Annotated in this window: 28 protein-coding genes; 21 read left to right on the top strand and 7 right to left on the bottom strand. The window is 73.3% G+C overall.

The window, feature by feature from the left end; translation table 11 throughout:
- Window positions 1-17: 17 nt before the first annotated feature.
- On the bottom strand, window positions 18-524 hold the full coding sequence (locus tag ACWEPF_RS27070) for a hypothetical protein (RefSeq protein ID WP_452174577.1): 507 nt from the start codon (window positions 522-524) through the stop codon (window positions 18-20).
- A gap of 638 nt (window positions 525-1,162) precedes the next feature.
- Here ACWEPF_RS27070 and ACWEPF_RS27065 point away from each other — a divergent pair.
- Window positions 1,163-1,339, top strand: coding sequence for a hypothetical protein (locus tag ACWEPF_RS27065; protein WP_452174576.1), 177 nt, complete (start codon window positions 1,163-1,165; stop codon window positions 1,337-1,339).
- Window positions 1,340-1,372: 33 nt separating this feature from the next.
- Window positions 1,373-2,176 carry a GNAT family N-acetyltransferase gene (locus ACWEPF_RS27060; protein ID WP_452174575.1) on the top strand — a complete coding sequence of 268 codons (804 nt, stop codon included), beginning with the start codon at window positions 1,373-1,375 and terminating at the stop codon, window positions 2,174-2,176.
- Between the two features lie 10 nt (window positions 2,177-2,186).
- Here ACWEPF_RS27060 and yidD read toward each other — a convergent pair whose 3' ends face one another.
- On the bottom strand, window positions 2,187-2,687 hold the full coding sequence (yidD, locus tag ACWEPF_RS27055) for a membrane protein insertion efficiency factor YidD (protein WP_452174574.1): 501 nt from the start codon (window positions 2,685-2,687) through the stop codon (window positions 2,187-2,189).
- Window positions 2,688-2,821: 134 nt separating this feature from the next.
- Here yidD and ACWEPF_RS27050 point away from each other — a divergent pair, with 134 nt between their 5' ends.
- Complete coding sequence (locus ACWEPF_RS27050) at window positions 2,822-3,445, top strand: DUF4865 family protein (protein WP_452174573.1); 624 nt, start codon at window positions 2,822-2,824, stop codon at window positions 3,443-3,445.
- Between the two features lie 31 nt (window positions 3,446-3,476).
- Here the strand turns inward: ACWEPF_RS27050 and ACWEPF_RS27045 are convergent, their stop codons facing one another.
- On the bottom strand, window positions 3,477-3,992 hold the full coding sequence (locus ACWEPF_RS27045) for an HAD family hydrolase (protein WP_452174572.1): 516 nt from the start codon (window positions 3,990-3,992) through the stop codon (window positions 3,477-3,479).
- A 124-nt stretch (window positions 3,993-4,116) separates the two neighbouring features.
- On the opposite strand from ACWEPF_RS27045, the gene ACWEPF_RS27040 reads away from it, so the two are divergent.
- From ACWEPF_RS27040 to ACWEPF_RS26975, 14 genes are all read left to right on the top strand, one after another.
- Window positions 4,117-5,154 (top strand): SCO2583/SCO2584 N-terminal domain-containing protein, encoded by a 1,038-nt coding sequence (locus ACWEPF_RS27040; RefSeq protein WP_452174571.1) that lies wholly within the window; start codon window positions 4,117-4,119, stop codon window positions 5,152-5,154.
- Window positions 5,155-5,250: 96 nt separating this feature from the next.
- The gene (locus ACWEPF_RS27035) at window positions 5,251-6,768 is read left to right on the top strand and encodes a M1 family metallopeptidase (protein WP_452174570.1); all 1,518 of its coding nucleotides are present in this window, start codon (window positions 5,251-5,253) and stop codon (window positions 6,766-6,768) included.
- A 114-nt stretch (window positions 6,769-6,882) separates the two neighbouring features.
- On the top strand, window positions 6,883-7,998 hold the full coding sequence (locus ACWEPF_RS27030; protein WP_452174569.1) for a calcium:proton antiporter: 1,116 nt from the start codon (window positions 6,883-6,885) through the stop codon (window positions 7,996-7,998).
- Window positions 7,999-8,125: 127 nt separating this feature from the next.
- Window positions 8,126-8,566 (top strand): GNAT family N-acetyltransferase, encoded by a 441-nt coding sequence (locus tag ACWEPF_RS27025; protein WP_449796737.1) that lies wholly within the window; start codon window positions 8,126-8,128, stop codon window positions 8,564-8,566.
- A 49-nt stretch (window positions 8,567-8,615) separates the two neighbouring features.
- Complete coding sequence (locus ACWEPF_RS27020) at window positions 8,616-8,990, top strand: hypothetical protein (RefSeq protein ID WP_452174568.1); 375 nt, start codon at window positions 8,616-8,618, stop codon at window positions 8,988-8,990.
- An 86-nt stretch (window positions 8,991-9,076) separates the two neighbouring features.
- The gene (locus ACWEPF_RS27015; RefSeq protein ID WP_452174567.1) at window positions 9,077-9,622 is read left to right on the top strand and encodes a hypothetical protein; all 546 of its coding nucleotides are present in this window, start codon (window positions 9,077-9,079) and stop codon (window positions 9,620-9,622) included.
- Between the two features lie 253 nt (window positions 9,623-9,875).
- On the top strand, window positions 9,876-10,421 hold the full coding sequence (locus ACWEPF_RS27010; RefSeq protein ID WP_452174566.1) for a hypothetical protein: 546 nt from the start codon (window positions 9,876-9,878) through the stop codon (window positions 10,419-10,421).
- A gap of 20 nt (window positions 10,422-10,441) precedes the next feature.
- Window positions 10,442-11,632, top strand: coding sequence for a sensor histidine kinase (locus ACWEPF_RS27005; RefSeq protein ID WP_452174565.1), 1,191 nt, complete (start codon window positions 10,442-10,444; stop codon window positions 11,630-11,632).
- Window positions 11,629-12,300 (top strand): response regulator, encoded by a 672-nt coding sequence (locus ACWEPF_RS27000; protein WP_452174564.1) that lies wholly within the window; start codon window positions 11,629-11,631, stop codon window positions 12,298-12,300. Before ACWEPF_RS27005 ends, ACWEPF_RS27000 begins: the two co-directional genes overlap by 4 nt.
- A gap of 52 nt (window positions 12,301-12,352) precedes the next feature.
- On the top strand, window positions 12,353-13,030 hold the full coding sequence (locus tag ACWEPF_RS26995; RefSeq protein ID WP_452174563.1) for a Type 1 glutamine amidotransferase-like domain-containing protein: 678 nt from the start codon (window positions 12,353-12,355) through the stop codon (window positions 13,028-13,030).
- A gap of 14 nt (window positions 13,031-13,044) precedes the next feature.
- The gene (locus ACWEPF_RS26990) at window positions 13,045-13,602 is read left to right on the top strand and encodes a nucleoside monophosphate kinase (protein ID WP_452174562.1); all 558 of its coding nucleotides are present in this window, start codon (window positions 13,045-13,047) and stop codon (window positions 13,600-13,602) included.
- Between the two features lie 29 nt (window positions 13,603-13,631).
- Window positions 13,632-13,880, top strand: coding sequence for a hypothetical protein (locus ACWEPF_RS26985; RefSeq protein ID WP_452174561.1), 249 nt, complete (start codon window positions 13,632-13,634; stop codon window positions 13,878-13,880).
- Window positions 13,877-14,248 carry a fic family toxin-antitoxin system, toxin component gene (locus ACWEPF_RS26980; RefSeq protein ID WP_452174560.1) on the top strand — a complete coding sequence of 124 codons (372 nt, stop codon included), beginning with the start codon at window positions 13,877-13,879 and terminating at the stop codon, window positions 14,246-14,248. The genes ACWEPF_RS26985 and ACWEPF_RS26980 overlap by 4 nt, the downstream gene beginning before the upstream one ends.
- Before the next feature lie 73 nt (window positions 14,249-14,321).
- Entirely contained in the window at window positions 14,322-14,936 is a 615-nt protein-coding gene (locus ACWEPF_RS26975; protein WP_452174559.1) for a hypothetical protein, read from the top strand.
- Between the two features lie 28 nt (window positions 14,937-14,964).
- On the opposite strand, the gene ACWEPF_RS26970 is transcribed toward ACWEPF_RS26975, so the two are convergent.
- The 3 genes from ACWEPF_RS26970 to ACWEPF_RS26960 all read right to left on the bottom strand — a co-directional run bounded on the left by ACWEPF_RS26970 (window position 14,965) and on the right by ACWEPF_RS26960 (window position 19,053).
- Complete coding sequence (locus ACWEPF_RS26970) at window positions 14,965-15,384, bottom strand: hypothetical protein (RefSeq protein WP_452174558.1); 420 nt, start codon at window positions 15,382-15,384, stop codon at window positions 14,965-14,967.
- Between the two features lie 42 nt (window positions 15,385-15,426).
- Window positions 15,427-17,064, bottom strand: coding sequence for a PQQ-binding-like beta-propeller repeat protein (locus tag ACWEPF_RS26965; RefSeq protein ID WP_452174557.1), 1,638 nt, complete (start codon window positions 17,062-17,064; stop codon window positions 15,427-15,429).
- 84 nt (window positions 17,065-17,148) lie between these two features.
- Window positions 17,149-19,053 carry a serine hydrolase domain-containing protein gene (locus ACWEPF_RS26960; RefSeq protein WP_452174556.1) on the bottom strand — a complete coding sequence of 635 codons (1,905 nt, stop codon included), beginning with the start codon at window positions 19,051-19,053 and terminating at the stop codon, window positions 17,149-17,151.
- Window positions 19,054-19,148: 95 nt separating this feature from the next.
- Between ACWEPF_RS26960 and ACWEPF_RS26955 the strand changes: the two genes are divergently transcribed.
- On the top strand, window positions 19,149-20,774 hold the full coding sequence (locus ACWEPF_RS26955; RefSeq protein ID WP_452174555.1) for a sensor histidine kinase: 1,626 nt from the start codon (window positions 19,149-19,151) through the stop codon (window positions 20,772-20,774).
- A gap of 198 nt (window positions 20,775-20,972) precedes the next feature.
- On the opposite strand, the gene ACWEPF_RS26950 is transcribed toward ACWEPF_RS26955, so the two are convergent.
- Window positions 20,973-21,947, bottom strand: a complete 975-nt coding sequence (locus ACWEPF_RS26950) for a LuxR C-terminal-related transcriptional regulator (protein WP_452174554.1) — start codon at window positions 21,945-21,947, stop codon at window positions 20,973-20,975.
- 397 nt (window positions 21,948-22,344) lie between these two features.
- Here ACWEPF_RS26950 and ACWEPF_RS26945 point away from each other — a divergent pair, with 397 nt between their 5' ends.
- The 3 genes from ACWEPF_RS26945 to ACWEPF_RS26935 form a co-directional block, all read left to right on the top strand.
- Window positions 22,345-22,518: a hypothetical protein gene (locus ACWEPF_RS26945; RefSeq protein WP_452174553.1), complete on the top strand. Its 174-nt coding sequence runs from the start codon at window positions 22,345-22,347 to the stop codon at window positions 22,516-22,518.
- A gap of 7 nt (window positions 22,519-22,525) precedes the next feature.
- Window positions 22,526-22,834, top strand: coding sequence for a hypothetical protein (locus tag ACWEPF_RS26940; RefSeq protein WP_452174552.1), 309 nt, complete (start codon window positions 22,526-22,528; stop codon window positions 22,832-22,834).
- Window positions 22,835-22,950: 116 nt separating this feature from the next.
- A partial coding sequence (locus tag ACWEPF_RS26935) for a CHAP domain-containing protein (protein ID WP_452174551.1) occupies window positions 22,951-24,513 on the top strand: 1,563 nt, incomplete at its 3' end.

Genomic DNA, 24,513 nt, shown 5'->3' with positions numbered 1-24,513 from the left:
GGCGAACGGGTCCGACATCACCCAATCAAGTTCATTAGGACCCCCAGTCTGAAGTCGAGGCCGTGGTAGTACTCCTTCAGGTCAACACACTTCCGCACCCGCTGGCCGTCGACCTCACCATCAAGCAGCGCCACGACCCGGCTCTCCCACGGCGTGGCGTCTGTCAGTGGCGGCGAGACCCAGGCGTCCAGCAGGATGCCGAACTGGGTCCTGGCCACACGCTCATGCTCGACGATTCGGGATCGGAGATGTGGCGTGCGGCCGACCTTGACGTAGGGGAACGGGGCCGCGAAGGAAAGCACGTAAAGACGGTCACCCTTCGCGCTGATCGGACCGCCAAGGGTGTGGATCTTGTGCCATGCCCCCCGAACGACAGTCTTCACGTCATCCAGCTCTGGCTGGAGATCGAGCTTTCTGGCCTTCCGGACCCTGGCCTGAGCCTCCGCCAACTTGTATTCGTTCGGTTCGAGTTGGCGGAAGTCGATGTTGGAGAAGTCTTCGAAGTCGCCGAAGAACACGGTCACGTTCGAGGGGTCCTGTCACTGAGGGCTGGGTCTCATCCGTCCGGCGCCCGCGCCTGATGGCCTGTCAACTCCAGTGCAGTGGAAGCAGTTCCCGTGAAGGAACCGACGAAGCACAACGAGGACGAGCACGGGTACTGCGACGAGGACGGCGAACCGTGCCCGTGCGCAAAGTACCTTGCGGTTCCACCCCACTCAACCTCCCCGCCTACCGCGCCGCCCTCGTCGACTACACAAGCGGACCGCGGCGACTCACCCCTGACTCGATCGCCTGGGGCCGCGACCGAACCCACGGCCCCGCCCACCCCTGCGGCACCCACAGCCGCCCTCTGACCACCCCCGAAGCGGACAGCGCAACGGCCTGCGACACCTGGCAACAACTCGGGTGGACATCGTCCGCGAACTGCCCGCGCCGAAACAACCCGAAGGGCCCGCCCGCCTGTCGCGTGACGCCGAGGGACAGTGCGACCCAGCCCCAGCGTGCACGTCCCCTTCGGACGGCTCAACGGCGACCCCTCCTGACCGGCCCCTACCTCCCGCCTCAGGTTTCGCTCAACTCCCTTCCCCACGAGGGGCGTCCGCGCCTAGCGTGATCACCGAGGGAGTGGGATCCACTCCACCGGAGCCCCGGAGGCGTGCACGTGAACCGCATGATCACGACCGTCAGGACCGCCCTGCGCCGGCTCGCACAGCTGGGCAACCGTCAGAACCACCACACCGAGCTGGGCCGCCACCACCCGCTCCCCGCCCACTCGGCGGCCATGCACCACCGCACCTCCCCCGACTTCGCCTCCAGCGTGGGCAACGTCTACCTCTGATCCCGCGCCAGGCGGCCCAGGTAGGCTGCCGGGATGTCTCAGCACACCCTGCACAGCCTGCACGACCGGGCCGCCCTCGGCGCCCGCCTGCTCCGCGACCCGGCGCCGCACCTGCTCGAACTCGGCGACCTGGACGACCTGTTGTGGCCGCACACCAGCTGGTACACCCTCGACGACGAGGGCCCGGTGGCACTGCTGTACGCCGTCGGCGAGACCCCGACGGTGCTGGTGTCGGCACGGCCGGAGCGGGCGGCGGGGGCGGAGGAGCTGGCCGCCGCGCTGCTGCCGGTGCTGCCGCGGCGCTTCATCGGGCACCTGCCGGAGGGCGCCGTGAAGGTCCTGGAGGGCGCGTACCGCCGTACCGGCAGCGACACACTGCTGCGGATGGTGCTGACCGACCCCGCACCCACCACCGCGCACGAGCCCGACCAGTGGGAGCCGGCCGTGCTCACCCGGAGCGAACTCCCGGAGCTGCTGGGGCTGTTCGCCGCCGCCTACCCCGGCAACTGGTTCGACGACCGGATGCTCGACACCGGCCAGTACGTGGGCGTCCGGCACGAGGGGCGACTGGCGGCGGTGGCCGGGGTGCACGCGTGGTCGGCGGAGCAGCGGGTGGCGGTGCTCGGCAACGTCACCACCCTGCCCGAGCTGCGCGGACGCGGCGCGGCGGCGGCCTGCGTGGCCGCCCTCTGCAACCGCCTGGCGGAGACCGCCGACCACATCGGGCTCAACGTCCGCGCCGACAACGCCACCGCCGTCCGCCTCTACGAGCGCCTCGGCTTCACCGGGGTGACCACCTTCACCGAGGCGCTCTTCACCGCACTGCCCTCCGATTGAGCGACGAGGACTACTCGGGCACCGGGTCGCTGCCGCCCCGGGTGCCCGGGCGGCAGCGCAGCAGCCGACCGGCCGTCAGGCGGGTGGCGCGCAGGGCGCCGTGGCGGTGCAGGGCCTGCACGGCGTAGGTGGAGCAGCTCGGGGTGTACGGGCAGCAGGCGGCGCGGGCGGGGCTGATCCGGGTGCGGTAGTGCTCCACCGAGCCGTGCAGGAAGGCGGAGGCGCGGCCGCCGGGGAGCCGGGGCCCGCGGTGGGCGGTGAGCACGGCCCGCAGGCCGGAGGTGAACACCACCGGGATCAGCGCGATCAGGCAGGGGTCGGTGCAGCCGTCGGCGCAGTCGAGGGCGTCGCAGCAGTCGTTGTCCTTGTCCTTCTGCTTCTTCTGCTGGGCCTTGTAGCGCTCCCAGGCCCGGCGCCGCTCGCGCCTGGCGCGCCGCTCGTCGCTCGGCAGCCACCACCACGCCCGCTCCAGGAGCGGTGGCCGGGGCGCGGGTGGGTACACGGGGCCCATGGGGACCGCCTCTCATCCATCGGGTGACACGTCTGCCGGGACATCCTGCCGTACGAGCCCGCCGCCGTACGACGAGCATCTAGGGTGATCACCTGACGGCCCGTCGCACCGCCTGCTGCCGGAGAGGTCCCACCGTGTACGCCAAGCAGTACGAGCTCACCCTGCCCGCCGACTACGACATGGGGATCATCCGCAAGCGGGTGGCCGTCGGCGGGCACGTCCTCGACGACCGGGCCGGTCTCGGGCTGAAGGCGTACCTGATCCGCGAGCGCGGCGAGCAGGGATCACCAGTGAACCAGTACGCCCCGTTCTACCTGTGGAACGACACCGGGGAGATGGCCCGTTTCCTGGTCGGTGGCGGCGGTTTCCAGAACATCGTCCGGGACTTCGGCCGCCCGGCCGCCCTGCACTGGACCGGCCTGGCCCAGCACGCCGGCCCGGCCCGCGCGGCCGTGCCCCGCGCCGCCTCCCGCCGCCTCACCGCCGTGCCGGTCGACCCCGACCGGGACCGCACCGGCCTCGGCCTCACCGAGTTGATCGCCCGCGAGACCGAGGAACTCGCCGAGCTGGCCCGGCAGGAGGACGTCCACACCGCCGCGCTGGCCCTCGACCCGCACCACTGGCAGCTGCTGCGCTTCGTCCTCCTCGCCGGCCCCCGCCCCTGCCCCGCCGCCGGCGAGGAGCACTACGAGGTCCTGCACCTCTCCGCCCCCGGCCTGGCCGACCTCCCGGAGGGCCGCACCTGGGCGACGGCCTGACGCCCGGTCAGCCGCCCGGTCCGACACCCGGTCAGCCGCGCGGTGCGAGCACGTCGACGGCGGCCATCCCGGCGGCGGCCGCCGCCTCCAGGCCGAGCACGGAGTCCTCGAAGACCAGGCAGTGCCGCGGCTCGACGCCCAGGCGGTGGGCGGCCAGCAGGAAGCCCTCCGGGTCGGGCTTGGGGCGGGTGACGTCCTCGGCGCAGACCAGGGTCGCGAACATCCCCTCCACGCCCACCGCCTTCAGCGAGGCCTCGACGGACGCGCGGGTGCTGCCGGAGACCACCGCCGAGCGGCGGTGATGGAAGGCCTCCTCGACATGCGGCAGGATGCCGGGTAGCAGCGCCACCTCGGGGAGCAGCTCGCGGTAGAGCTCCTCGCGGCGGGCGGCCACCTCGGCGACGGGCATGGCCAGGCCCTGACGCGCGTTCAGGTCCGCGACGATGTCGGCGACCGGGCGGCCGCCCCAGGCGTAGAAGAGGTCCTCGGGGAACTCGCCGCCCCACTCACCGACGGCCGCGCTCCACGCCCGGTGGTGGACGGGCATGGAGTCGACGACGGTCCCGTCGCAGTCGAACCAGGTACGCCCGGAAGTCGCCCGGCGGCAGTGGAATGATCATGGCCCCACCCTAGCGACCGGACCGTCGGTGCACCGGTGCATACTTCTGCCCGTGCCGATAGCCGAAGATCCGGACCAGCGTCGCCCGGACCCCAGAAACCCCACTGACCGCCCCTCCGGGCCGGACCCGTTCGAGGGGCTGGTGCTGGACGAGGACTTCGTCAAGGGCGCGACCGCCCAGGAGGGTTCGGCCCGGGCCCGGATGCTCGCCGCCCGGTGGCGGGAGGAGGCCCCGGTCGACCCCGGCGGCCGTCGCTGGTCGCCGTCCGATCCGGTGTCGGCGAAGGCCTCCCGCTGGATCGACCGCCGGGGCAAGCTCGCGCTCTGGGTGCTCTGCGGACTGCTGCTCCTCGCGGTGGCGGTCGGCTACTCCGACTTCTCCCCCGCCCACCGCGGCGGCCGTCCCATCCACAACCCGGTCGTGGGCTCGACCACCGACCTGGCCCTGCCCGGCGGCGGCACCTCGATGGGCAGCGCGTGCGGCGCCAAGGGCCGGCACCGCCACGCCCTCCCGCCGTTCGAGCCGGTGGGGCGGATCAAGGGCCCGCAGCTGGTGCTCACCTCCTACGGTTCGCAGCGCCTCTCCGGCGACGACCCCGGCGCGTTCGAGATCGACCTCGCCGTCGCCCCGGGCCTGGTGCCGCTCACCCTCCCCGCCTCCCTCGGCGCCGAGGGCGTGACCGTCGAGATCGAGGGCCCGGACGGACTGGTGGCCGGCGGCCACCACCTCCCCGTCACCCTCGTCGAGGGCACCACGCGCACCCCGGACGGCGGCCTGGCGGCCCCGCTCGGCGGCACCGTCCGGCTGGACGCGCTGGCACTCTGCCCCGGCCAGGACCTCAGCCGGATCGGGCGGGGGCTCTCCTCACCCATCGACGGCCACAACACCATCACCGGGCCGCCCCCGTACGTCCTGACCCTGTCCTTCTCCCACCCGGCCGTCGCCACCGCGCGGGCCGCCGCCGGTTCGGCACTGCGCAGCGACGTGCTCGCCGCCGACAACCTGGTCCGCGAGGAGGACGTCACGGCGTTCGACGACCCGTCACCGACCGTCCCGGCGGCGCCCGTTGCGGCAAATGAACTGGCGTGAACATTTCATAACGGCCCCGCCGATCCCCACCCCACCGGCCCGCGCACGCTCTAGCGTCGAACGACCCCGTCCGTACTCGACGCACCGGAGGACCCCGTGCGCACCAGGCTGACCCTCGCCGCCGCCGCAGCAGCCGTCCTGCTCCTGGCCCAACCCGCCACCGCGGGCACGGCCCCCTACGGCTCCGCCGGCGTCGGCGACCCGTACTACCCGGACTACGGCAACGGCGGCTACGACGTCTCGCACTACGACCTGCGCCTGACCTACCAGCCCGCCACCGACCGGCTCTCGGGCACGGCCACCATCCTGGCCACCACCACCGAGGCGCTGGCCCGCTTCAACCTGGACTTCGCCCTGGCCGTCCAGGAGGTGCAGGTGAACGGCCGTCAGGCGAAGTTCGCCGCCACCGGCGACCACGAGCTGGAGATCACCCCCGCCGCCCCGCTCGCCAAGGGCAAGAAGGTGACCGTCGTCGTCCGGTACTCCGACGTCCCCTCCAGCCGGAAGGTCTACGGCTGGACCGGCTGGCAGCGCACCCCGGACGGCGGCGTCGCGGCCAACGAGCCCGAGGGCTCCTGGTGGTGGTACCCGAGCAACGACCACCCGACCGACAAGGCCACCTTCGACGTCTCCGTCGCCGTCCCGGACGGCACCCAGGCGATCAGCAACGGCGCCCTGGTCGGCCAGTCCTCCAAGCTCGGCTGGACCAGGTACAGCTGGCGCCAGACCAAGCCGCAGGCCACCTACCTGGCCACCCTCGCCGTCGGCCGCTTCGACCTGGACACCACGACCACCACCACGGCCGCCGGCGTCCCCGTCATCACCGCCTACAGCCGCGACCTCGGCGAGTACGAGGGAGCGGCCCGCGCCAGCCTGGAGCGCACCGGCGAGATCACCGACTGGCTGGCCACCCAGTTCGGCCCGTACCCCTTCGCCACCGTCGGCGGCTACGTCCCCAACGTGCCCACCCGGTACGCCCTGGAGACGCAGGGTCAGGTCTTCTACAGCCCCAAGGTCTTCGCCGCCGGCTCCAACACCTCCGTGGTCGCCCACGAGCTGGCCCACCAGTGGTACGGCGACAGCGTCTCGCTGGAGCGCTGGAGCGACATCTGGCTGAACGAGGGCTTCGCCCGCTACGCCCAGTGGCTCTGGTCCGAGCACGAGGGCGAGGGCACCGCCCAGGAGCTGGCCGACTGGACGTACTCCTCCCGCCCGGCCGACGACCCGTGGTGGCAGGTGCTCCCCGGCGACCCGGGCGCGGACAACCAGTTCCACAGCGCCGTCTATGACCGGGGCGCCCTCGCCGTCCAGGCGCTGCGCAACGCGGTCGGCGAGCAGGCCTTCTTCGCTATCCTGCGCGGCTGGCCGGCCGAGCACCGGCTCGGCAACGCCTCCCTGGCGGACTTCCGCTCCTACGCCGAGCGGATCTCCGGCAAGCCGCTGTCCGCCCTGCTCGACAGCTGGCTGCTCACCCCGGGCAAGCCGGCCCCCGGCACCGCCACCACCCCCGCCGCCGCCTCGGCTCCGCAGGGCCTCGCCAAGGCCGCGGCCCCGCAGGAGCCCAGGTCCTGGAAGCAGATCAAGGCCACCGACTCGCTGCACGCCGGACACTGACGCAGCGTCACCCGTGGCGGCCCCGGCCACTCCCCGCCGGGGCCGCCACGGGCGACACGCCGAGGGCGGCCGGGGCTTCGTGCCAGGGCTCCCCCGGCTGGAAAACTCGAGGTCATGAACGCCCAGGCCCGTCGTGAAGCTGTGAAGTGGACCACCCTCGTACCCGTACTCGCCTTCGTGCTGCTCGCCTGCACCTGGGGCAGATCACTGCCCGGCCCGGTGGTCGCGGTGGTGGCGCTGTTCCTCGCGGGCTCGGTGCTGGCGGCGGTGCACCACGCGGAGGTGATCGCCCACCGGGTGGGCGAACCGTTCGGCTCCCTGGTCCTGGCGGTGGCGGTCACCATCATCGAGGTGGCCCTGATCGTCACGCTGATGGCCGACGGCAACGAGAAGAACGCCACCCTGGCCCGGGACACCGTGTTCGCCGCCGTGATGATCACCTGCAACGGGATCGTCGGCCTCTCCATCCTGGTCACCGCACTGCGCCACCGGGTCGCGGTGTTCAACCCCGAGGGCACCGGCGCGGCCTTCAGCGCGATCGCCACCCTGGCCACCCTGAGCCTGGTGCTGCCGACCTTCACCACCAGCAAGCCCGGTCCGCAGTTCTCCACCACCCAGCTGGTCTTCGCCGCCGTCGCCTCGCTGCTGGTCTACGGGCTCTTCGTCAGCACCCTGACGGTCCGTCACCGCGACTACTTCCTCCCCCTCTCCCCCAGCGGCCGGATCCTCGACGACGTCGGCGGCCACGACGACGACCACGCCGAGCCGCCGACCAAGCAGCAGGCCTGGATCAGCCTCGCCCTGCTCGGCGTCGCCCTGGTCGCCGTGGTCGGCCTCGGCAAGGGCGTCTCCCCCACCATCGAGCGCACCGTGGCCGACGCCGGACTGCCCTCCTCGGTGGTCGGTGTGGTGATCGCCATGCTGGTGCTCGCCCCCGAGACCATCGCCGCCGTCCGCGCGGCCGGCCGCAACCGCCTCCAGACCAGCCTCAACCTGGCGCACGGCTCGGCCCTCGCCTCCATCGGCCTCACCATCCCCGCCGTCGCCGTCGCCTCGGCCTGGCTCAGCGGCCCCCTGGTGCTCGGCCTCGACTCCACCCACATGGTGCTGCTGGCCCTGACCATCGCCGTCGGCACCCTCACCGTCATGCCCGGCCGCGCCACCCCGCTCCAGGGCGGCGTCCACCTCGCCGTGATGGGCGCCTACCTGGTCCTGGCCGTCAGCCCCTGACACCGCCTCACCTCCGCACGGGCCCCGCCACCGCCTCCCGGTGCCGGGGCCCGTCCGCGTCCACGTCCGAATCCCGGTGTCCGAATCCCGGTTGACGCCACCGCCGCCCGCCCGCTTCGCTACCCCCATGAGCGATCTTCAGATCCGGGTCGTGGACGGCGAGTCCGACCTCCTCGACTGGCAGCACGTCCACAACACGATCATCCCCACCCACCAACTCACCCCGGACGAGATCCGCGAACGCGCCACCCGCAACCGCCTCACCCTCGCCCACCTCGACGGCCTCCTCATCGGCTGCGCGACCGTCCGCCCACCGACGGACGACGAGCCCGCCACCACCGTCATCGCCCGCATCCTCCCCGCCCACCGCCGCCAGGGCCACGGCACCGCCCTCTACCACCACGAACTCGCCCACGCCCGCACCCTCGGCGCCACCGCCGTCACCACCGTCGTCCTCGCCTCCAACCACGACGGCCTCCTCTTCGCCCTCCACCACGGCTTCACCGAGACCGACCGCTACACCCTCCCCGGCGACACCGTCCCCTACGTCGACCTCCACCTCGCCTGAGCGGTGAGCGACCCGGGAGGAGAACGCCGGCGGCCGTAGGATCGGCCGGATGCACAGCACACTGACCGAGCACGCCCAGTGCCTCTACGGCGACGGGCCACGACCGACACCGGGCTGTCCGGTGCGCGATCACGACGAGGTCTACTTCGTCGAGGAGCTGACCTTCGCCGACGCCGGAACGATCCTGGCCATGCTGCGGGCCCTCTGCCCCCACTACGTCGACGGCCACCTGCCGGTGTGGCTGCGCAACCTCTCCTACCGGCTGATCCTGCTGCAACGCCCCGACGAGCCGGACCTGATGCGCGAGGCCGCACTCAACCTCGAATGCCACGGCCCCGACTGGGACCCGATCGCCGCCGAACTACGGCAACGTGCCGACGCCCTCGACCCCGACCACGCGGCCCCCACACGCCCCCAACCGTGAACACCCTCGTGGCGCTCGTCGACGAGTTGAACTCGCGACGTCGGTGATCGTGATCGGGCGAGAAGCCGCTGTGGCATGCTCTCCGCGTGATCGATGCCCCGAACGATGACTGGTCGTTTGCCACAGCGCGAGAGCCGGCCCGCTTCGGTGCCTGCGGGGTGAACGGCGTTCCCGGTGTCGAGCATGCGGCGGGCGAGCGCGGGACGCTGTGCGGAATCTCTGCGCGGTACACCACCGTCCACCTGCATCTCTTCGTTCCCGACGCCCTGCAGTCGTGCCGGCGGTGTCGCCAGGAGGCCGAGCTGTCCCGGACACAGCCGTGCGTCCAGGAACGCCTTCACGGTCGAGTCCTGGAATCGGCTCAGGGCACGATGCGTGACGAGTTGCTCGCCGCGCTGCGCAAGGGGGCGAACGTCCGTTCGTGGATCAGCGGCCCCTCCGCGGACCTGGCGAAGTTCTACGCGGAGCTCGACGAGCTGACCGAGGGCAGCGGGACCGCAGCCGAGGCTTTCGCATCCGCAGCGACGATCGGACTGGCGAACGTGGAGACCGGCCTCTGGCGGTTCCTGGTCGTCCTGCCGCAGGACGGTGGCTCACCGATCATCGCTCGCGGACCGCGCAGCGCTCGTTGACGCGGCCGGGAAGACCCCTGCCATCATCATGAGTTGACCTCGAACGGAGCCCAAACCGGTTCGGCAACTCGGTGGCCACCACCTCGTCGGCCACCGGATCAGCGCAGGACCCAGCCCTCGCGGCGCAGCCGGCGTGCAGGCCTCACGCGCAGCCACCGAGCCGCCTGCGACAGGAGCTCCACCCGCTTTCTCCACCCCTCTTTCCACCCGTGGGTGCAGGTGTTCCGAGCCCCTGATCAGCAGGCTTGGACCCATGACAACCACCGAATGGATCACCGACCTCGCCCTCCTCCTCGTGGTCTTCCGCCAGCTCCGCGAGGGCCGCCTGGACCGCCGCTCCTACCTCGTCCCGCTCGCCATCGTGGCCTTCGTGGCCAACAGCTACCTCGACGGCGTGCCCACCGGCGGCAACGACCTGGTGCTGATCACCGTCCTGGTCGCCTTCGGCGCCGCGCTCGGCATCGCCGGCGGCCTCTTCACCCGGATCCGCAACCGCGGCGGGCAGCTGTTCATCAAGGCGGGAGCCACCTCCGCCGCCCTCTGGGTGCTGGGCATGGGCACCCGGATGGCCTTCCAGCTCTGGGTCACCTACGGCGGCGGCGCGCCCCACGTGGCCCGGTTCAGTGCCGACCACCGGATCACGAGTCAGCAGGCCTGGGTCGCCGCCTTCGTCCTGATGGCGCTCACCGAGGTGGTGACCAGGCTGGCCACCATCTACCTGCGCAGCCGCACCGTGAGCACCGTCCTGCCGCAGTCGGCCGACGCGCGGGCCGTGGTCGGCACCGGCCGGGCGTCCTGAACCGGGAGTAGGGTCGCGCCGTGTCCGTGAACACCTCCAGCCCCCGCCCGACCCCTGATCAGGGGCCGGGCGGCCACCGCACCGTGCTGCTCCGTCAGGACGGCGCGGTCCGCTGGGTCGTCACCCTGGTGGTGATCGCCTCCGCGTTCCTGACCACCCGTCCGCTCGGCCTCACCGGCCGCGGCCTGGCCGTCCTCCTCCTGCTGGTGGTCTGCTCGCTCGCCCTGACGTCCCGTCACCTCCCGGCGGACTGCCCGCCCCGGATCACCCTGCCCCTGCTGACCGGTGGCGTCCTGGCCGCCGCGGCGCTGACCGGGCTGAGCAGCAGCGGTTCCGGCTTCCTGTTCGCCTACTTCCTGGCCGGTCACATCGGCTTCCGCTTCCCGGCCCGGCAGGCCCTCGTCCTGGCCGCCCTGACCAGCCTGCTCTGCGGCGCGGTGCTGTACTTCGGCCTCGGCCCGGGCCACGAGCAGCTTCCCTGGACGGTCGGCCTGACCACCGGCGTCCCGGTGGTCACGGGCATGCTCAGCCGGAGCAGGCAGCGGGCGGTGGAGGCGATGGTGGCCTCCGCCGAGTCGGCCGAACGCGCCGCCCGGGCCGAGGCCCAGGCCGCCGTGCTGACCGAACGCGGCCGGATCGCCCGGGACGTCCACGACGTGCTGGCGCACTCGCTGGCCGGGATCAACATGCAGCTGGAGCTGGCCGACGCGCTGATCGAGACCGGTGACCTGGCGAAGGTGCGGGAGGCCAACGCCAAGGCGCACGACCTGGTCCGGGAGAGCCTGCGGCAGGCGCAGTGGACGGTGCACGCGCTGCGCGAGGACGCCCTCCCGCTGGTGGAGAGCCTCACCGCGATGGCGGAGTCCTCCGGGCACCGCGACGCCCTGCGGGTGATCGGCACCGTCCGCGACCTGTCCGCGCGCTCCACCCAGAACCTCCTGCGGATCGCCCAGGAGGCGCTGACCAACGCGACCCGCCACGCCCCCGGCGGCCCCGTCACGGTGGAGCTGGCCTTCGCGGACGCTTCCACCACCCTCCGGGTCCGCAACGGACCCGCCCGGCACTCCGGGCATCCGACGGCCGGCAGCGGCCTCGGCCTGGTAGGAATGCGGGAACGGGTCGCCCTGCTGGGCGGCACCCTCACCACGGGACCGGTCACCGAGGGACCGGACCGGGGAGGCTGGCTGGTGGAGGCGGTGATCCCGGGATGAACGACGCACCGGACGAGGAGAACCGGCCGCTGCGGGTGGTGGTCGCCGACGACCAGGCCGCCGTGCGCGAGCCGCTGGCCGCGGTGCTCGACCTGGCGGCCGACGTGGAGGTGGTCGCGGCGGCGGCCGACGGCACCGAGGTGCTCGCGGCGCTGGCCGCCGGGCAGCCGGTGGACGTGGTGCTGATGGACCTTCGGATGCCGGTCCTGGACGGGATCGAGACCACCCGCCGACTGACCGCCGAACACCCGCAGGTGGCCGTCGTGGTGCTCACCACCTTCGCCGACGACGAGTCCATCATGGCCGCCCTCGGCGCCGGGGCCCGCGGCTACCTCACCAAGAACGCCGGCCGCCAGGACATCCTCCGCGCCGTCCGCGCAGCCGCGGCCGGCCAGTCCGTCCTGGACCGCGAGGTCCAGGACCGCCTGCTCGCCACCGCCCGCAACCGCTCCTCCGCCGAACCGCAGCCGCTGCCCGCCGACCTCACCCGCCGCGAACGCGAGGTCCTCGCGGCGATCGGCCGCGGCCTGCCGAACCGGGCCATCGCCGAAGAGCTCTTCGTCAGCGAGGCCACGGTCAAAACCCACATCAACAACCTCTTCGCCAAGGCCGACATCCAGGACCGCGCCGACGCCGTCCGCCGCGCCATCGCGGCCGGGCTGGCCTGACCTCCGACCTCTGACCTCCGCCCCATTGCCCCGACCCCCGACGGAAGGCCCGATGAAACTCCTCCTCACCTCCGGCGGCGTCAGCAACGGGACCATCCGCGACGCGCTCACCCACCTCCTCGACAAGCCCGTCGCCGACGCCACCGCCCTGTGCATCCCCACCGCGATGTACGGCATGTACCCCCGCACCGCCGAGATGACCTGGCGTCAGATCGCCGGGCAGTCCCCCACCCCCCTGGTCGAGCTCGGCTGGAAGTCCGTCGGCATGCTGGAACTCACCGCACTCCCCAGCCTCCCCGACAACCACTGGATCCCCCTGGTCCGCGAGACCGACGCCCTCCTGGTCTGCGGCGGCGACGTCCGCTACCTGCACCACTGGATGCTCACCTCGGGCCTCGCGGCGCTCTTCCCCACCCTCCAGGACACGGTCTACGTCGGCCTGAGCGCCGGCAGCATGGTGACGGCCCCGCACGTCGGCCGCGAGTTCCTCGGCTGGCAGCCACCCACCGCCGCCCCCGACGACGACACCGCCCTCGGCCTGGTCGACTTCGCGGTCTTCCCCCACCTCGACAACCCGATGTGCCCCGACAACACCACCCCCGACGCCGAACGCTGGGCCGCCCGCCTCCCCGTCCCGGGCTACGCCCTGGACGACGAATCGGCGATCACCGTGGTGAACGGCACCGTCGAGGTAGTCTCCGAGGGCCACTGGATCCACTTCGAGCGGTAGGAGAGGATCACCTGGTGCGCATCCTGCTCTTCGCGCCTCCGTTCTGGGAGCGCGACACCCCCGCCCACCTCCTGGCCCGCTCCCTCGGCATCCCCGGCATCAACCTCGGCGACGTGGTCCGCAGCCACCTCCACCGGGGCACACCGACGGGAGTCCGGATCCAGGAGCGGATCGACGGCGGACACCTCGTGCCGGACGGACTGGTGGCCGAGGCCGTCCGCGAGCACCTGACCGACACAAGCCCGACCGCCTTCCTCCTCACCGGCCACCCCCGCACCCCCGAGCAGGCCGTCGCCCTGGACCAGGACCTGCAGAGCCTCGGCACACCACTCGACGCCGTCCTCCTCGTCAGGCCCACCCCACCCACCGTCGACCGCTTCGTCCGCCACCGCGCGGCCCGCTCACCGGGCGAGCACCCCGAGGAGACCCTCCGCAAGCTCGAACACCTGGCCTCGACCGTCGAACCCCTCGCCCACCACTACGCGGCCCAGGGCATCCTCCGCACCGTCGACGCCCTCCCCTCCCCCGAAGCCACCGCCGCCGAAGCCCTCACCGCCCTGCACTCCTTGTAGCGCCACCTACCCTTCGCTACGTTGGAGCCATGAAGCAACTGAACGTGCGGCTGGACGACGGGGTGCACGAGGCACTGGAGCAGCGCGCCGAGGCCGCCGGGATGACCCTCCCCGACTACGCGCGCAAGGTCCTGGCCGAGGAGGCCGACGAGCGGCGGGAGCGGTTCCTCACCGCCGCCGCGCACTTCGCGCAGGCCTGGGGCCCCGCCTTCGAGGCGGAGTTCGGGCCGTACCCGGCCGGCAAGCGGGCCGACGCCGGGACGGCGGACGCGGCGTGATCCTGCGCGTGGACCGGGCCTGGCTGCTGGACATCGCCCACCAGTTCCTGCCCACCGATCCCGACGTCACCGACTACGGCACCCTGGCCGCCGCCGTCGCCCGTCACGTGGACGAGGTGATGGACGTCCCCGTCTACGGCGCCGTCAACCAGCGCGCCGCCGCCCTGATGCACCAACTGGTCCGCGTCCCCGCCCTGGAGTTCGCCAACGAGCACTTCGCCGCCGTGGTCGCCGCCTCCTACCTCGCCGCCTCCGGCGTGATCGTCACCGCCGAACCCAAGCAGGCCGCCGAACTCGCCGCCCGCATCCGCGACGGCCACGCCGACGTCCGCGAGGCCGCCACCGCCATCCGCACCTGGTACCGCTAGGACACCGGCCCTGACGGCCCCTCAGGACGGGGGCCCGGCGGGCCCGGTCGAGCGGCGTAGTACAGTCCCGCCCATGATCAAACGGGGGCGGATGACGGCGCAGCGGCGCAGACGGATCGCGTGGTCGCTCAGGGGCCTGGCCCTGCTGGCGGTCCTGGCCTACCTGCCGGGGAGGTTCGCCCGCCGGTCGGGCGGCCTGGTGGTGCTGGAGGACTGGCTGGACCACCCCGTGCTGCTGGTCGGCACCGCGATCGGGCTGACCGTGGTGTCGCTGGTGGTGGAGCTGGAGTTCCGCACCGTGTGGTCGCAGGTCGGCTGCGCGGCCGGTCTGGTGGCCCTGCTGATCGTCGGTGCGCCGATCGTCTTCCTGGCCGTGGTCTTCGGGGGCGACGGCCTTTCGGTGACCCGGGTGGCCGACCCCGACCGCCCGGACCGCGTGCTGCTGGTGACCAACGTCTCCGGCTCCATCGACCCGGACTACCAGGTGCAGGTGCTGACCGGCAGCGGCTGGTCGGCCCGCCACTGGGACCTGGGCGTGTGGCGGGACCGCGACCCCCGCGGCAACTTCGGCCGCGCCTCCTGGTCCGGAACCGACCGGATCACCGTGACCACGGACGAGGAGACCGCGGTCTTCACCCTCGACCCCACCACCGGCCGCCCCTCCGCCCCGGTCGTGACCCCCCGTTAGGCGGGCGCCACCGGACCACTGCACGGAGCTAGTCCGCAGTGCAGCCCCGGTAGCCGATCTCGGCGGGTTCACCGTCCCGGTACAGCACCGTGCACCGGCCGATCCCACCCTCGACCGGGTCGAGCAGCCGGCGCGTTGCGGCCTCCCACTGCTCGCGCGTGGGCCGGCCGTCGGGGGCCCAGCCGCGGATCTCGGCCTCGGTCAGGGGGCGCATCATGGCGAACTGGTCGCCCGCCTCGGCGTCGATCAGCGCGTGGTGGTCGAGCACCGTGCACGTGCCCCCGGTCAGGATGTACTCCTGCCAGGCCTCGTCCTCCCAGAGCTCGACGATGTCCCGCCCCGGAAACCCGTGGTGATCCCTCGTCAGCTCGTCCTTCTGTGCCTGCCGGAAGGCCGCCCCCAGGTCCTCCTGGTACGGCCCCGTCGCCGTCCACTCGTTGCCACCCATGGCACGTCCTCCCTGATCACCACTGGTCCGCTCGGCCGCAGGTTAGCCCCGGCCCCCGACAGGACAGAGCAGGATCCGCCCGTCCACCGTGCCGAGGACCAGCTCCCCGCCACCCGACACCGTCAGCGAGAGGACGACGGTCGGCACCCCGCAGACCTCCGCGCGAGAGCGCCACAGCACCGCGCCGTCCACCGCGTCGAGGGCGAGGACCTCGCCGGAGGTGAGGGCCGCGTAGACCGTCCGGCCGTCGGTGTCGAGCGCGGTGGCGGGGTGGTCGCCGGTGAACGCCCACTGCAGGGTTCCGTCCGGGAAGCCGCGCCGGGCGATGAACGCGTTCCCGGGCAGCAGGCCGTGCCCGTGGTGGATCCAGCCCGCGTGGACCAGGGCCTCGCCGCCTTCGGAGAGGCGTACGGCCGGGCCGCCGAAGAGCCGCCCGTTCCGCTCGGTGTCCCACTCCAGCGGGAAGTGTTCGCGGACCTTCGCCTTGCCGCCGCCCGTCTCCGGGGCGAGCGAGACGAACCGCCGCTCCTTCCAGGGCTTCTTCCGCTTGCCCTGGATGAACAGCAGCTCGGGGCCGCGCCGCACCTCCAGGTGGTGGTTGAAGAGGTCGTAGCCGCCGACCGTCGGGCCCGCCACGACCTCCCGCTCCGGCGAGATCAGCACCAACGCGGGCTTCGACTCCTCGTCGCGGGTGTCGCGCAGCGCGATCCACCCGCGGTCGTCGGACGTCATCGAGGCCGGGAAGGGGACCTGCGCCGAGCCGAGGGTGCTGCCGTCGGCCAGTGAGAGCAGGTCGACGGTGCTCGGGACGTCCTCCCCGTCGGAGCCCGTCCAACGCCGACGCCGGGGCACGTTGACCCACGCCGCCGCCTCACCCGGGCAGACCGCGAGCTGCCGCCCGCCGTCCGGGTCGGGCACCGACCAGGCGGGCTCGCCGGAGGGCAGCCAGCACTCCAGTGCGGTGCCCTCCAGCGCGGCCAGCACCCGGCCGTCGGCCAGCGCCTCGACGGCCCAGACCTGGCGCCGCGGTGACCGTCCGCCGGCGAGACCGGCGACCAGGTCCCGGGCGGCCTCCTTCGCCGGGCCGCGGTCGTGTCCGGCCTTCACCGACGAACCGCCGAGCTCGCGCGAGGTCACGCTCCGTTCGGTGACGGCCCGCCAGTCCGCCCGCTCGACGAGCGCCTCGAAGCCGCGGGTGAACGGCTTCTTCGCCGTGTCCTCGTCCGGCGGGGCCAGCAGCAGTTCGAGTGCACGGCCGTCCTGCCGCCAGCGCACCCGCCGCACCTCGCGGTCGTGCTCCAGGGCGGAGACCGTGCGCCCGTCCGTGAGGTCGACGAGCAGCAGTTCGCCCTCGAACATGTAGCCGCCGTCGTAGTCGCCCGTCCCGACCGCCAGCAGCGGCAGGCTCGGGTGGAAGGCGAGCGAGCGCACCGGCCAGCGGCTGCTGACGAGCCGTCGGCAGTCCAGGGCGTCGGTCCCGTAGACGCCGACGCGGTGGCCGTGCCAGCCTGCGACGTCCCGCCCCGGCCACTGCAGGTCCCCCAGCTCGCCGCCGACCGCGACCTCTCCCCGCTCCTCGCTGCGCTCGGCCGCCACGGGCTCGCCGATCTCGGCGAACGGACGGCCGCCGAGCACGCGGCGTACGGGCAGGGACGGGGGCACGGGCAGGGGTGCGGGCATCGGTCGGTCCTCCAGGCAGCTGACCCGGCATCCTCGCACGGCCTCCCACCTGCACACGAACGGGAATCCGCAGGTGACCCGCGTTCAGGGCAGCAGCAGGCGGTAGTCGAACGCCACCGCGAAGAACCCGGCCGCGCCCACCGTCAGCAGGGTGTACGCGACGCGGCCGGTCCGGCTCCACCACCCGCAGCGCCAGGCCAGCACCGTGGCCGGCGCCATCGGCAGGGCGCAGGCCAGCGCGGCGGTCGCCAGCACCGGCACGGCCGCCAGCCCGGGCGCGTTCAGCGGGACGGCCGCCATCAGGACGTTCGGATCGGCCCCCACCACGGCGAACCCGCCCAGGAAACCGGCGCTCAGCGCCCCGCACCCCCAGGCGGCGAGCAGTGCGAACCGGGCCGCTCGCGGTGCGGCCGGACGCCGCCTGACCCGCCGGATGGCCGCCGCGACCGGGATGCCGACGGCAGCGGCCACCAGCGCCGCCGCACCGGCCCCGAACAGCGGGGCATCCAGCGTCGGGCTGTCGTACCAGGGCAGCTTCTCGTAGACCTCGGAGGGGAATTCGGAGGAGACCAGGACGCCGTCCCCGGGGAAGGAGATCCGGGCCTCGCCGTCCCGTTCCCGGTAGAGCCCGGGGCCGACGGGGATCCAGTGCTGGGTCGGACGGGCCGGGTCGGGGGAGAGTCCGGTGGTGGTGAGCGTGCCGTCCGGCTGCGCCTCCACCGTCGGAACGGCGAACAGCGTGGCCGCCTTCATCAGGCTGCTCCGGCTGGTCCTGCTGGACCGGTACGACCCGGAGTGGTCCGCTGCCCCGACCGCCACCGGAGTTACCGGGGCCTCCGGCACGGGAGGCGCGGGAGGCGCGGGGAGGCGGCTGTCCAGGACCAGGTCCACGATCCTCCGGACGTCCCAGGGGCCGACGGCGCCGGTCCCGTCCCCGTTGACGGCCACGTACACGCCGAAGCCCTGCTCCGGCAGCAGCGCCATCGCGCTGTGGTAGCCGGGGACGTCGCCGTCCTTCCACACCACCGGGCGGCCCTTCCGCAGACGGTGTTCGAGGACGTAGCCCATGCCGGGCATCCGGTCGTCGGCGGTCAGCCGGCTCTGCTGCATGGACCGGGCGAGCTGATCCCCCTTCAGCTGGTCGGCCAGGTACCGGCCCATGTCGTCCGGGGTGACGGCGGGCCCGGTGCCGGACGGCGTCCAGGGCGCGTACTGGCCGCGCTGCTCGACGTAGCCGGCGCCCTCGGGGCGGTAGCCGCGGGCGAGCCGGGCGGCGACGGGCGCGGGGTGGGGCAGGGCGGCCGTCGAGCCCGTCATGCCGTGGGCGGCGAACACCTCCTCCGCCAGGTACCGGTCGAACGGGCGGCCCGAGACCACCTCCACCAGGTACCCGGCCAGCGCCAGGCCGTAGTTGTCGTAGGCGATTCGGGTGCCGGGCGGACGGACCCGGGGCGGCTGGCGGTCCTTCACGCTCTCGGCCAGCGTCGCCAGGTCCGCCTGGTCCTCCTCCGCGAGGCCGACCAGGTCCTCGTCGAAGCCGGCGGTGTGGGTGAGCAGGTGCTCCACCGTCACCGGGCGGCCGGGGTAGGTGTCGGCGATCCGAAAGGCCGTCAGGTAGCGGTTCACGTCGGCCCGGAGGTCGATCCGGCCCTCGGCGGCCAGCCGCAGGACGGCCTCGGCGGTGAAGACCTTCGCGAGCGAGCCGGTGAGGAACGGGGTGGCGCTGTCCACCGGCCGCCCGGTCCGGACGTCGGCCACGCCGTAGCCCTTGCTGAGCGCCGTCCGGCCGCCCTCCACCACGACCACCGCCGCGCCCGGTATCCGGTCGGCGGCGAGCATCCCGGTGACCGCCCGGTCGATCGCCGCACCGAGCCCGGCCTCCCGACCGACGGGCTCGGCGGCGGCCGGAACGGTGTACAGGGCTACGGTGTGCAGCGCCACGGTGAGCAGGGCCGCGGCGGTGACCGAGCGGCGGATCGCGTTCTTCATGCCCCTGAGCCTGCCGCGCCGGCCTGACCCGCCGTCAGTGCCTGACACCTCGAACGGACATGTGATTCGCATGATCCGGACGTAAGGTGCGGTCCGTGCTGATCATCGTGCTGGTCCTGGCGGGGGTGGTGTTCGATCCCCTGCACCCCGTCCCGAGCCTCCCGCTGGCCGGGGTCCTGGGGTTGCAGCTCCTGCACTGCCTGACGGCGGGCCGGGACCGCCGGCTCCGCTGGACCTTGGCGGCCCAGGTCCTCCTGCTGCCCTGGGCGGGCCCTGCGGCGGCCGGTCCGGTGGCGGCCTCGGCGCTGCTGCTCCTGCGCGGCCGCAGCCGCCGGGTGGTGTTCGCCGGGGTGGTCCTGGGGGCGGGCCTGATGGTGCCGGCCGAGCCGTTCGCGGTCGCGCTGGCCCTGCTCAACGCCGTCTGCCAGGGGCTGGTGCTGTTCGGCGTGACCCGGCTCGGCCGGACCAGGGCCGCCGTGCACGCCGTCCGCGCCGAGCTGGTCGCCGCGGCCGTGGCCGAGGAACGCTCCCGCGCCTCGCGCGATCTGGACGACGCCCTCGGCACGGCGCTCTCCGGGATCCTCGCCCTCGCCGCACGGGGCGAACTGGCCGAGATCATCAGGGTCTCGAGGCAGGCGGCCGCCCTGGCCCGGTCCGTCCCGGAACGGCCGTCGCCCGCATCCGCACCGCCCGAGGACCTCCTCCCGCGCCTCGCCCTGCCGATCCTGCTCACCGTGCACGGCGGCTACCTGCTGATCGCCCTGATCTACCTCGGCGGCCGCCCCGGCCCCGCCCTGCTCGCCGCCGCCGTCCTCGGCCTCCAGCTCCACCACTCCCTCCCCCGCCCACCGGGGGAACGGCCCGCCGGGCTGGCCTGGACCTCAACCGCCCTCCTGGTCCTGACCGTTGCCACCCTCCTCCACCCGGGGCAGGCCTACCCGCAGCTGGTCGGCTTCGCCGCGGCCACCTTCCTGCTGCTCGGCCGCTGGTGGACCCTCGGCGCGGCGGGCCTGCTCGCCTTCCAGACCGCGACCCTCGCCCTCCGCGACCACCCGACCGGCGAGGTTCTGTACTGGGCCTTCAACTCACTGGCCGTCGCCGCGATGCTGCACGCCCTGGCCGTCCAGACCCGCCTGGTCTTCGAAGCCCGCGAGGCCCGCCTCGCCCTGGCCGCCATCGCCGTCTCCCGCGAGCGCCGTCGCATCTCCCGCGACGTCCACGACCTCCTCGGCCAGGGCCTGTCCGCCATCACCGTCCGCGCCGAACTCGCCCTCCGCCTCTCCCCGGCGGACGCCGTGACCGCCGAACTGTCGGAGATCACCGCAACCGCCCACCGCTCCCTGACGGCCCTGCGCGCCATCCCCTACGACGAGGACCCCGATCTCTCCCTCGACGCCGAACTCACCTCGGCCCGCGCCCTGTTGGAGGCGGCCGGCATCCACGTCACGATCCACCGGACCTCCCGCCGCGACGACCGGCTGCTGGCGATCGTCCTCCGCGAGGCCGTCACCAACGTCCTGCGCCACAGCACCGCCACCCACTGCCTGCTGCACCTCGACGCCACCGGCCTCCGCATCCGCAACGACGGCGCGACCACCCCCACCCGCCCCGGCGGCCGCGGCACCACCAACCTCACCGACCGGGTCCGCGCCGCAGGCGGCCACCTGACGGTCCACCAGGCAGACGGCCACCACGAACTCACGGTCCTGCACCCTTCTTGACGACCCACCCGGGAGAGCCGCCCTCCGCCGTGCCGGACCGACGACACCGGCTCCACCGGGGAGGACCTCTGCGACCGGGCCGGCAGGCCGTACGAGCTCGCGGCCGGTGGAACGAGGGGCCGGGGGTGCGCCCGGTCGAGGCGCCCGACGCGGCGCCGGACCGTCGGGCGTCGGGCGTCGGGCGTCGGGCGTCGGGCGTCAGAGCCAGCCCTTGTGAGCGGCCTTGATGCCCGCCTCGAAGCGGCTGCTGGCTTCCAGGCGTTCCATGATGGAAGCCATCAGGCGGTTGACGGTGCGGGAGGAGACGCCGAGCCGCTGGCCGGCGGTGTCGTCGGTGAGGCCGGAGCCGAGCAGGCGCAGGAGTTCGCGTTCGGTGTCGCTCAGGCCCGTCGCGGCGTCCTGGGCGCGGGTCGCACCGAGGGGCACGGCGGTGGCCCAGGCCTGATCGAAGAGTTCGCACAAGGCGCCGACCAGGCCGGGTTCGGTGACGTGGAGTGCGCCTCTGCGCGTGTCGGCGGGGTCGATCGGGACGAGGGCCTGGGCACGGTCGACGATGACCAGGCGCTGCGGGATGACCGGGGCGGTGCGGATCTCGCCGCCGTGGTCGAGTACCCAGCTCGCGTGGGCGACGGTGTGCGGGACGTTGCGCACGGCGTCCTGGTAGAGGCTCCTGATCGCGACGCTGCGGGCCAGGGCTCGGCCGTTGGCGCTCTGGGCCGCGGCCAGGTCCTCGGGGCGGTGGCCGGTCCCGGGGTGGACGCCGAGGCACTCGGCCCGTGCACCGCGGGACAGTTCCTCCAGTCGGGCCTGGATGGCGTCCATGCCGAGCAAGCGTTCACCGTGGGCGGCCCGGGTCTCGGCCCGGTCGGCGACCAGGCGGGTGACGGCAGCCCGGGAGGCTGCCAACTGGGCCTGTCGGGCTGCCAGTTCGGCCTCCTGGCGGGCCAGCATGTCGGCGAGGCCCACTTCGGGACTGACCGCACGCATCTGGCCGGGGTGTTCGCTCGATGCGCGCACCAGCAGCAGGGCGGCGAGCTCGTCCAGGCCGCCGCGCACCCGGTCGGCGGTCAGGTCCAGGTCGGCGGCGAGTGCGGCGACTCCGACAGCGGGCCGGTCGAGCATGGCCTGGTAGACGGCCGCGGCGGGGCCGGACAGCCCCAACGATTCGAGCATGGTGTGTTGCCCCCCGTGAAGACGCGGTTGCGCTTCGGCATCGCCGCCCATGATGGCAGGCCCTTCACATCCCCTTCAAGATCCACTTTGGGGTGTTTGTGCACGCACAAGGCATTTGGCGGGCCTGCCCCTAGTGCCGGGGTCCAGGGCTGTTGCGCAGGTCTGCCCCGGGACGAACCGGGTCGAAGCGGACGTCCCCGGCCCCGCCGTCCTGTCGAAATCCCGCCAGGCGCCTTGGCGACAGCCGGAAGTCCTACCGGCGCCACCACCGGGCCGCGAAGCTTGAGCCATCGCCACCAGGGACCACCCGCAACGGCGAACGGACCGAGCGCCACCGCGGAGCGTCGAACCGGCCCGTGTCCCGCACCCTCTTCCAGCCTCGTGAAGGGCAACGACCATGACCCGCCTGTCTCTTGCCGTCGCCACCGCGGTCACCACCCTCGCCGTGACCGTGCTTCCCACGGCAGCCGCCACCACGGCCCTTGCCTCCCCGGTGCCCGCCACGTCGGCCACGCCGGCCACCACCACGTCCCCCGCGGCGGTGGACCCGGACGAGTTCCAGTGGGGCTGACCCGCCGATGGACATCGTCTACACCAGCCTGGACCACCGCCCCGGCACCCTCCCGGACTCCCTGACCGAGGTTCCCGAAGCCCTCGACGCCCTGTGGGCGCACGCCACGCCCGAGGACGGCCTGGAACACGCCAGCGCCCGCAGCGAGCCCGGCCGCCTCGACCTGCTGCTCTTCCTCCTCCCGCCCGACGGAGCCGGAGCCGGGGCCACCACCTGCCGCGCCGCCGCCCTGGTCGCCCGCAGCTACCGCAACTCCCCCGTGCTGAACCGGCGTTACCTCCCACCGGTACCCGCGCCGAACTTCCCCGGCCGCTGATCACTCGCGCCCGCCCGGCCGACTGCTGGTCCTGCAGGGCAGCCGTCCGCCCCCGTCATCCGCACGCGCCGACGTTCGCCGTGCACGAGAACACCCACACGACCTGAGGAACAGTCATGTCCCGGATCACCCGCCTTGCCGCCACCGCAACGCTGAGTGCCGTCCTGCTGGCCGCCACTGCCGCAGCTCCGGCGTTCGCCGCCACGCCCCTGGGCAACTCGGCGGCCGCCATCGCCGCCGCCAATACCGACAAGGGGCCGTGCAGCACCAACAGCGCGGGAGGCACCGGATTCCTCGGCAGCTGCAGCGGTCACGAGTGGTGCGCCGACTTCGCGAAGTGGACGTGGAGCCAGGCCGGAGCCGTCGACACCGGAGCCATCGACGCCGCCGCCTACACCTTCGCCGGGTACGGTGCGGCGCACAACACCTTCCACTGGGTCGGCGACAGCAGCTACACCCCCCAGCCCGGGGACGCCGTGATCTGGGCCGGCAGCGGCAGGACCCTGCCGAGCGACCCGAAGAAGCTGGGCTACTACGACGTGGAGCACGTCAACCTCGTCGAGAGCGTGGTGTCCCGGACGAACATCACCACCATCGGCGGCAACGAGCGCAACGGCGTCCGTCGGAACCCCGGCCTCGACCCGACCATCGGTGGCCAGGCCTGGGGCCAGAAGGTCATCGGCTACATCAGCCCCGTCGGCGCGGGCGGCGGGGCGGTGATCCCCGCCGGCTTCACCGTCGCCGTCAACGCCGGCGGCGGGGCCGCCTCCGGCCAGAGCGTCTCCGGCACCGTCAGCCTCACCGCGCTGGCGAGCGCGTCCGGCTACATCAACACCGGCCGGTACGTGATCACCGGCCCCGGCGGCTACACCACCGGCCAGGTGGCCCCCTACGCCGGCGGGGCGTCGAACTACCCGTACGTCTGGAACACGGCCGGGCTGGCCGCCGGGACCTACCAGATCTCCTTCATCGCCAACGAGATCGACGGCCGCGACCACACCTACGGACCGGCCACCGTGACCGTCGCCGCCACGCAGACCAACCCGCCCGTGCCGCACAGCAGTTCCTCCGGTCTGGCGGCGGCGCCCAACGGCGGATACGTCACCACCTGGCGCGGCACCGACGGCAAGCTGTGGATGGGCACCGGCAGCGGCACCACCATGGCCCAGCCCACCGCGCCGTGGCTGCTCGGCGTCGCCCAGAACACCAAGCCGTCCGTCACCACACTGTCCGACGGCACCTGGGCCGCCGCCTGGGTCGGCGACGACGGGAAGCTGTGGCTGGGCACCGGCTCCGGAACGACCATGGGCCGGCCCACCGCACCGTGGCAGCTCGGCGTCTTCCCCGGCACCAGCCCGTCGATCACCGCACTCACCGGCGGTGGTTGGGAGGTGGCGTGGAAGGGCGACGACGGAAAGCTGTGGCTCGCCACCGGCTCCGGGACGAACATGGCCCAGCCCGCCGAACCCTGGCTGCTCGGCGTGGCCGACACCACCAGCCCGTCACTGGCCGCCCTGCCGGGCGGTGGCTGGGAGGTCGCGTGGAAGGGCGACGACGGAAAGCTCTGGCTCGCCACCGGCAGCGGCAGCGGCACCACCATGGCCCAGCCCACCGCACCGTGGCAGCTCGGCGTCGACACCAACGGCAGCTCCTCCAGCCCCTCCCTGGTGACGATGGCC

Source organism: Kitasatospora sp. NPDC004289, assembly GCF_053602875.1.
The sequence above is the reverse complement of the archived record's forward strand: the minus strand, read 5'-3'. Positions and strand labels throughout refer to the sequence as shown.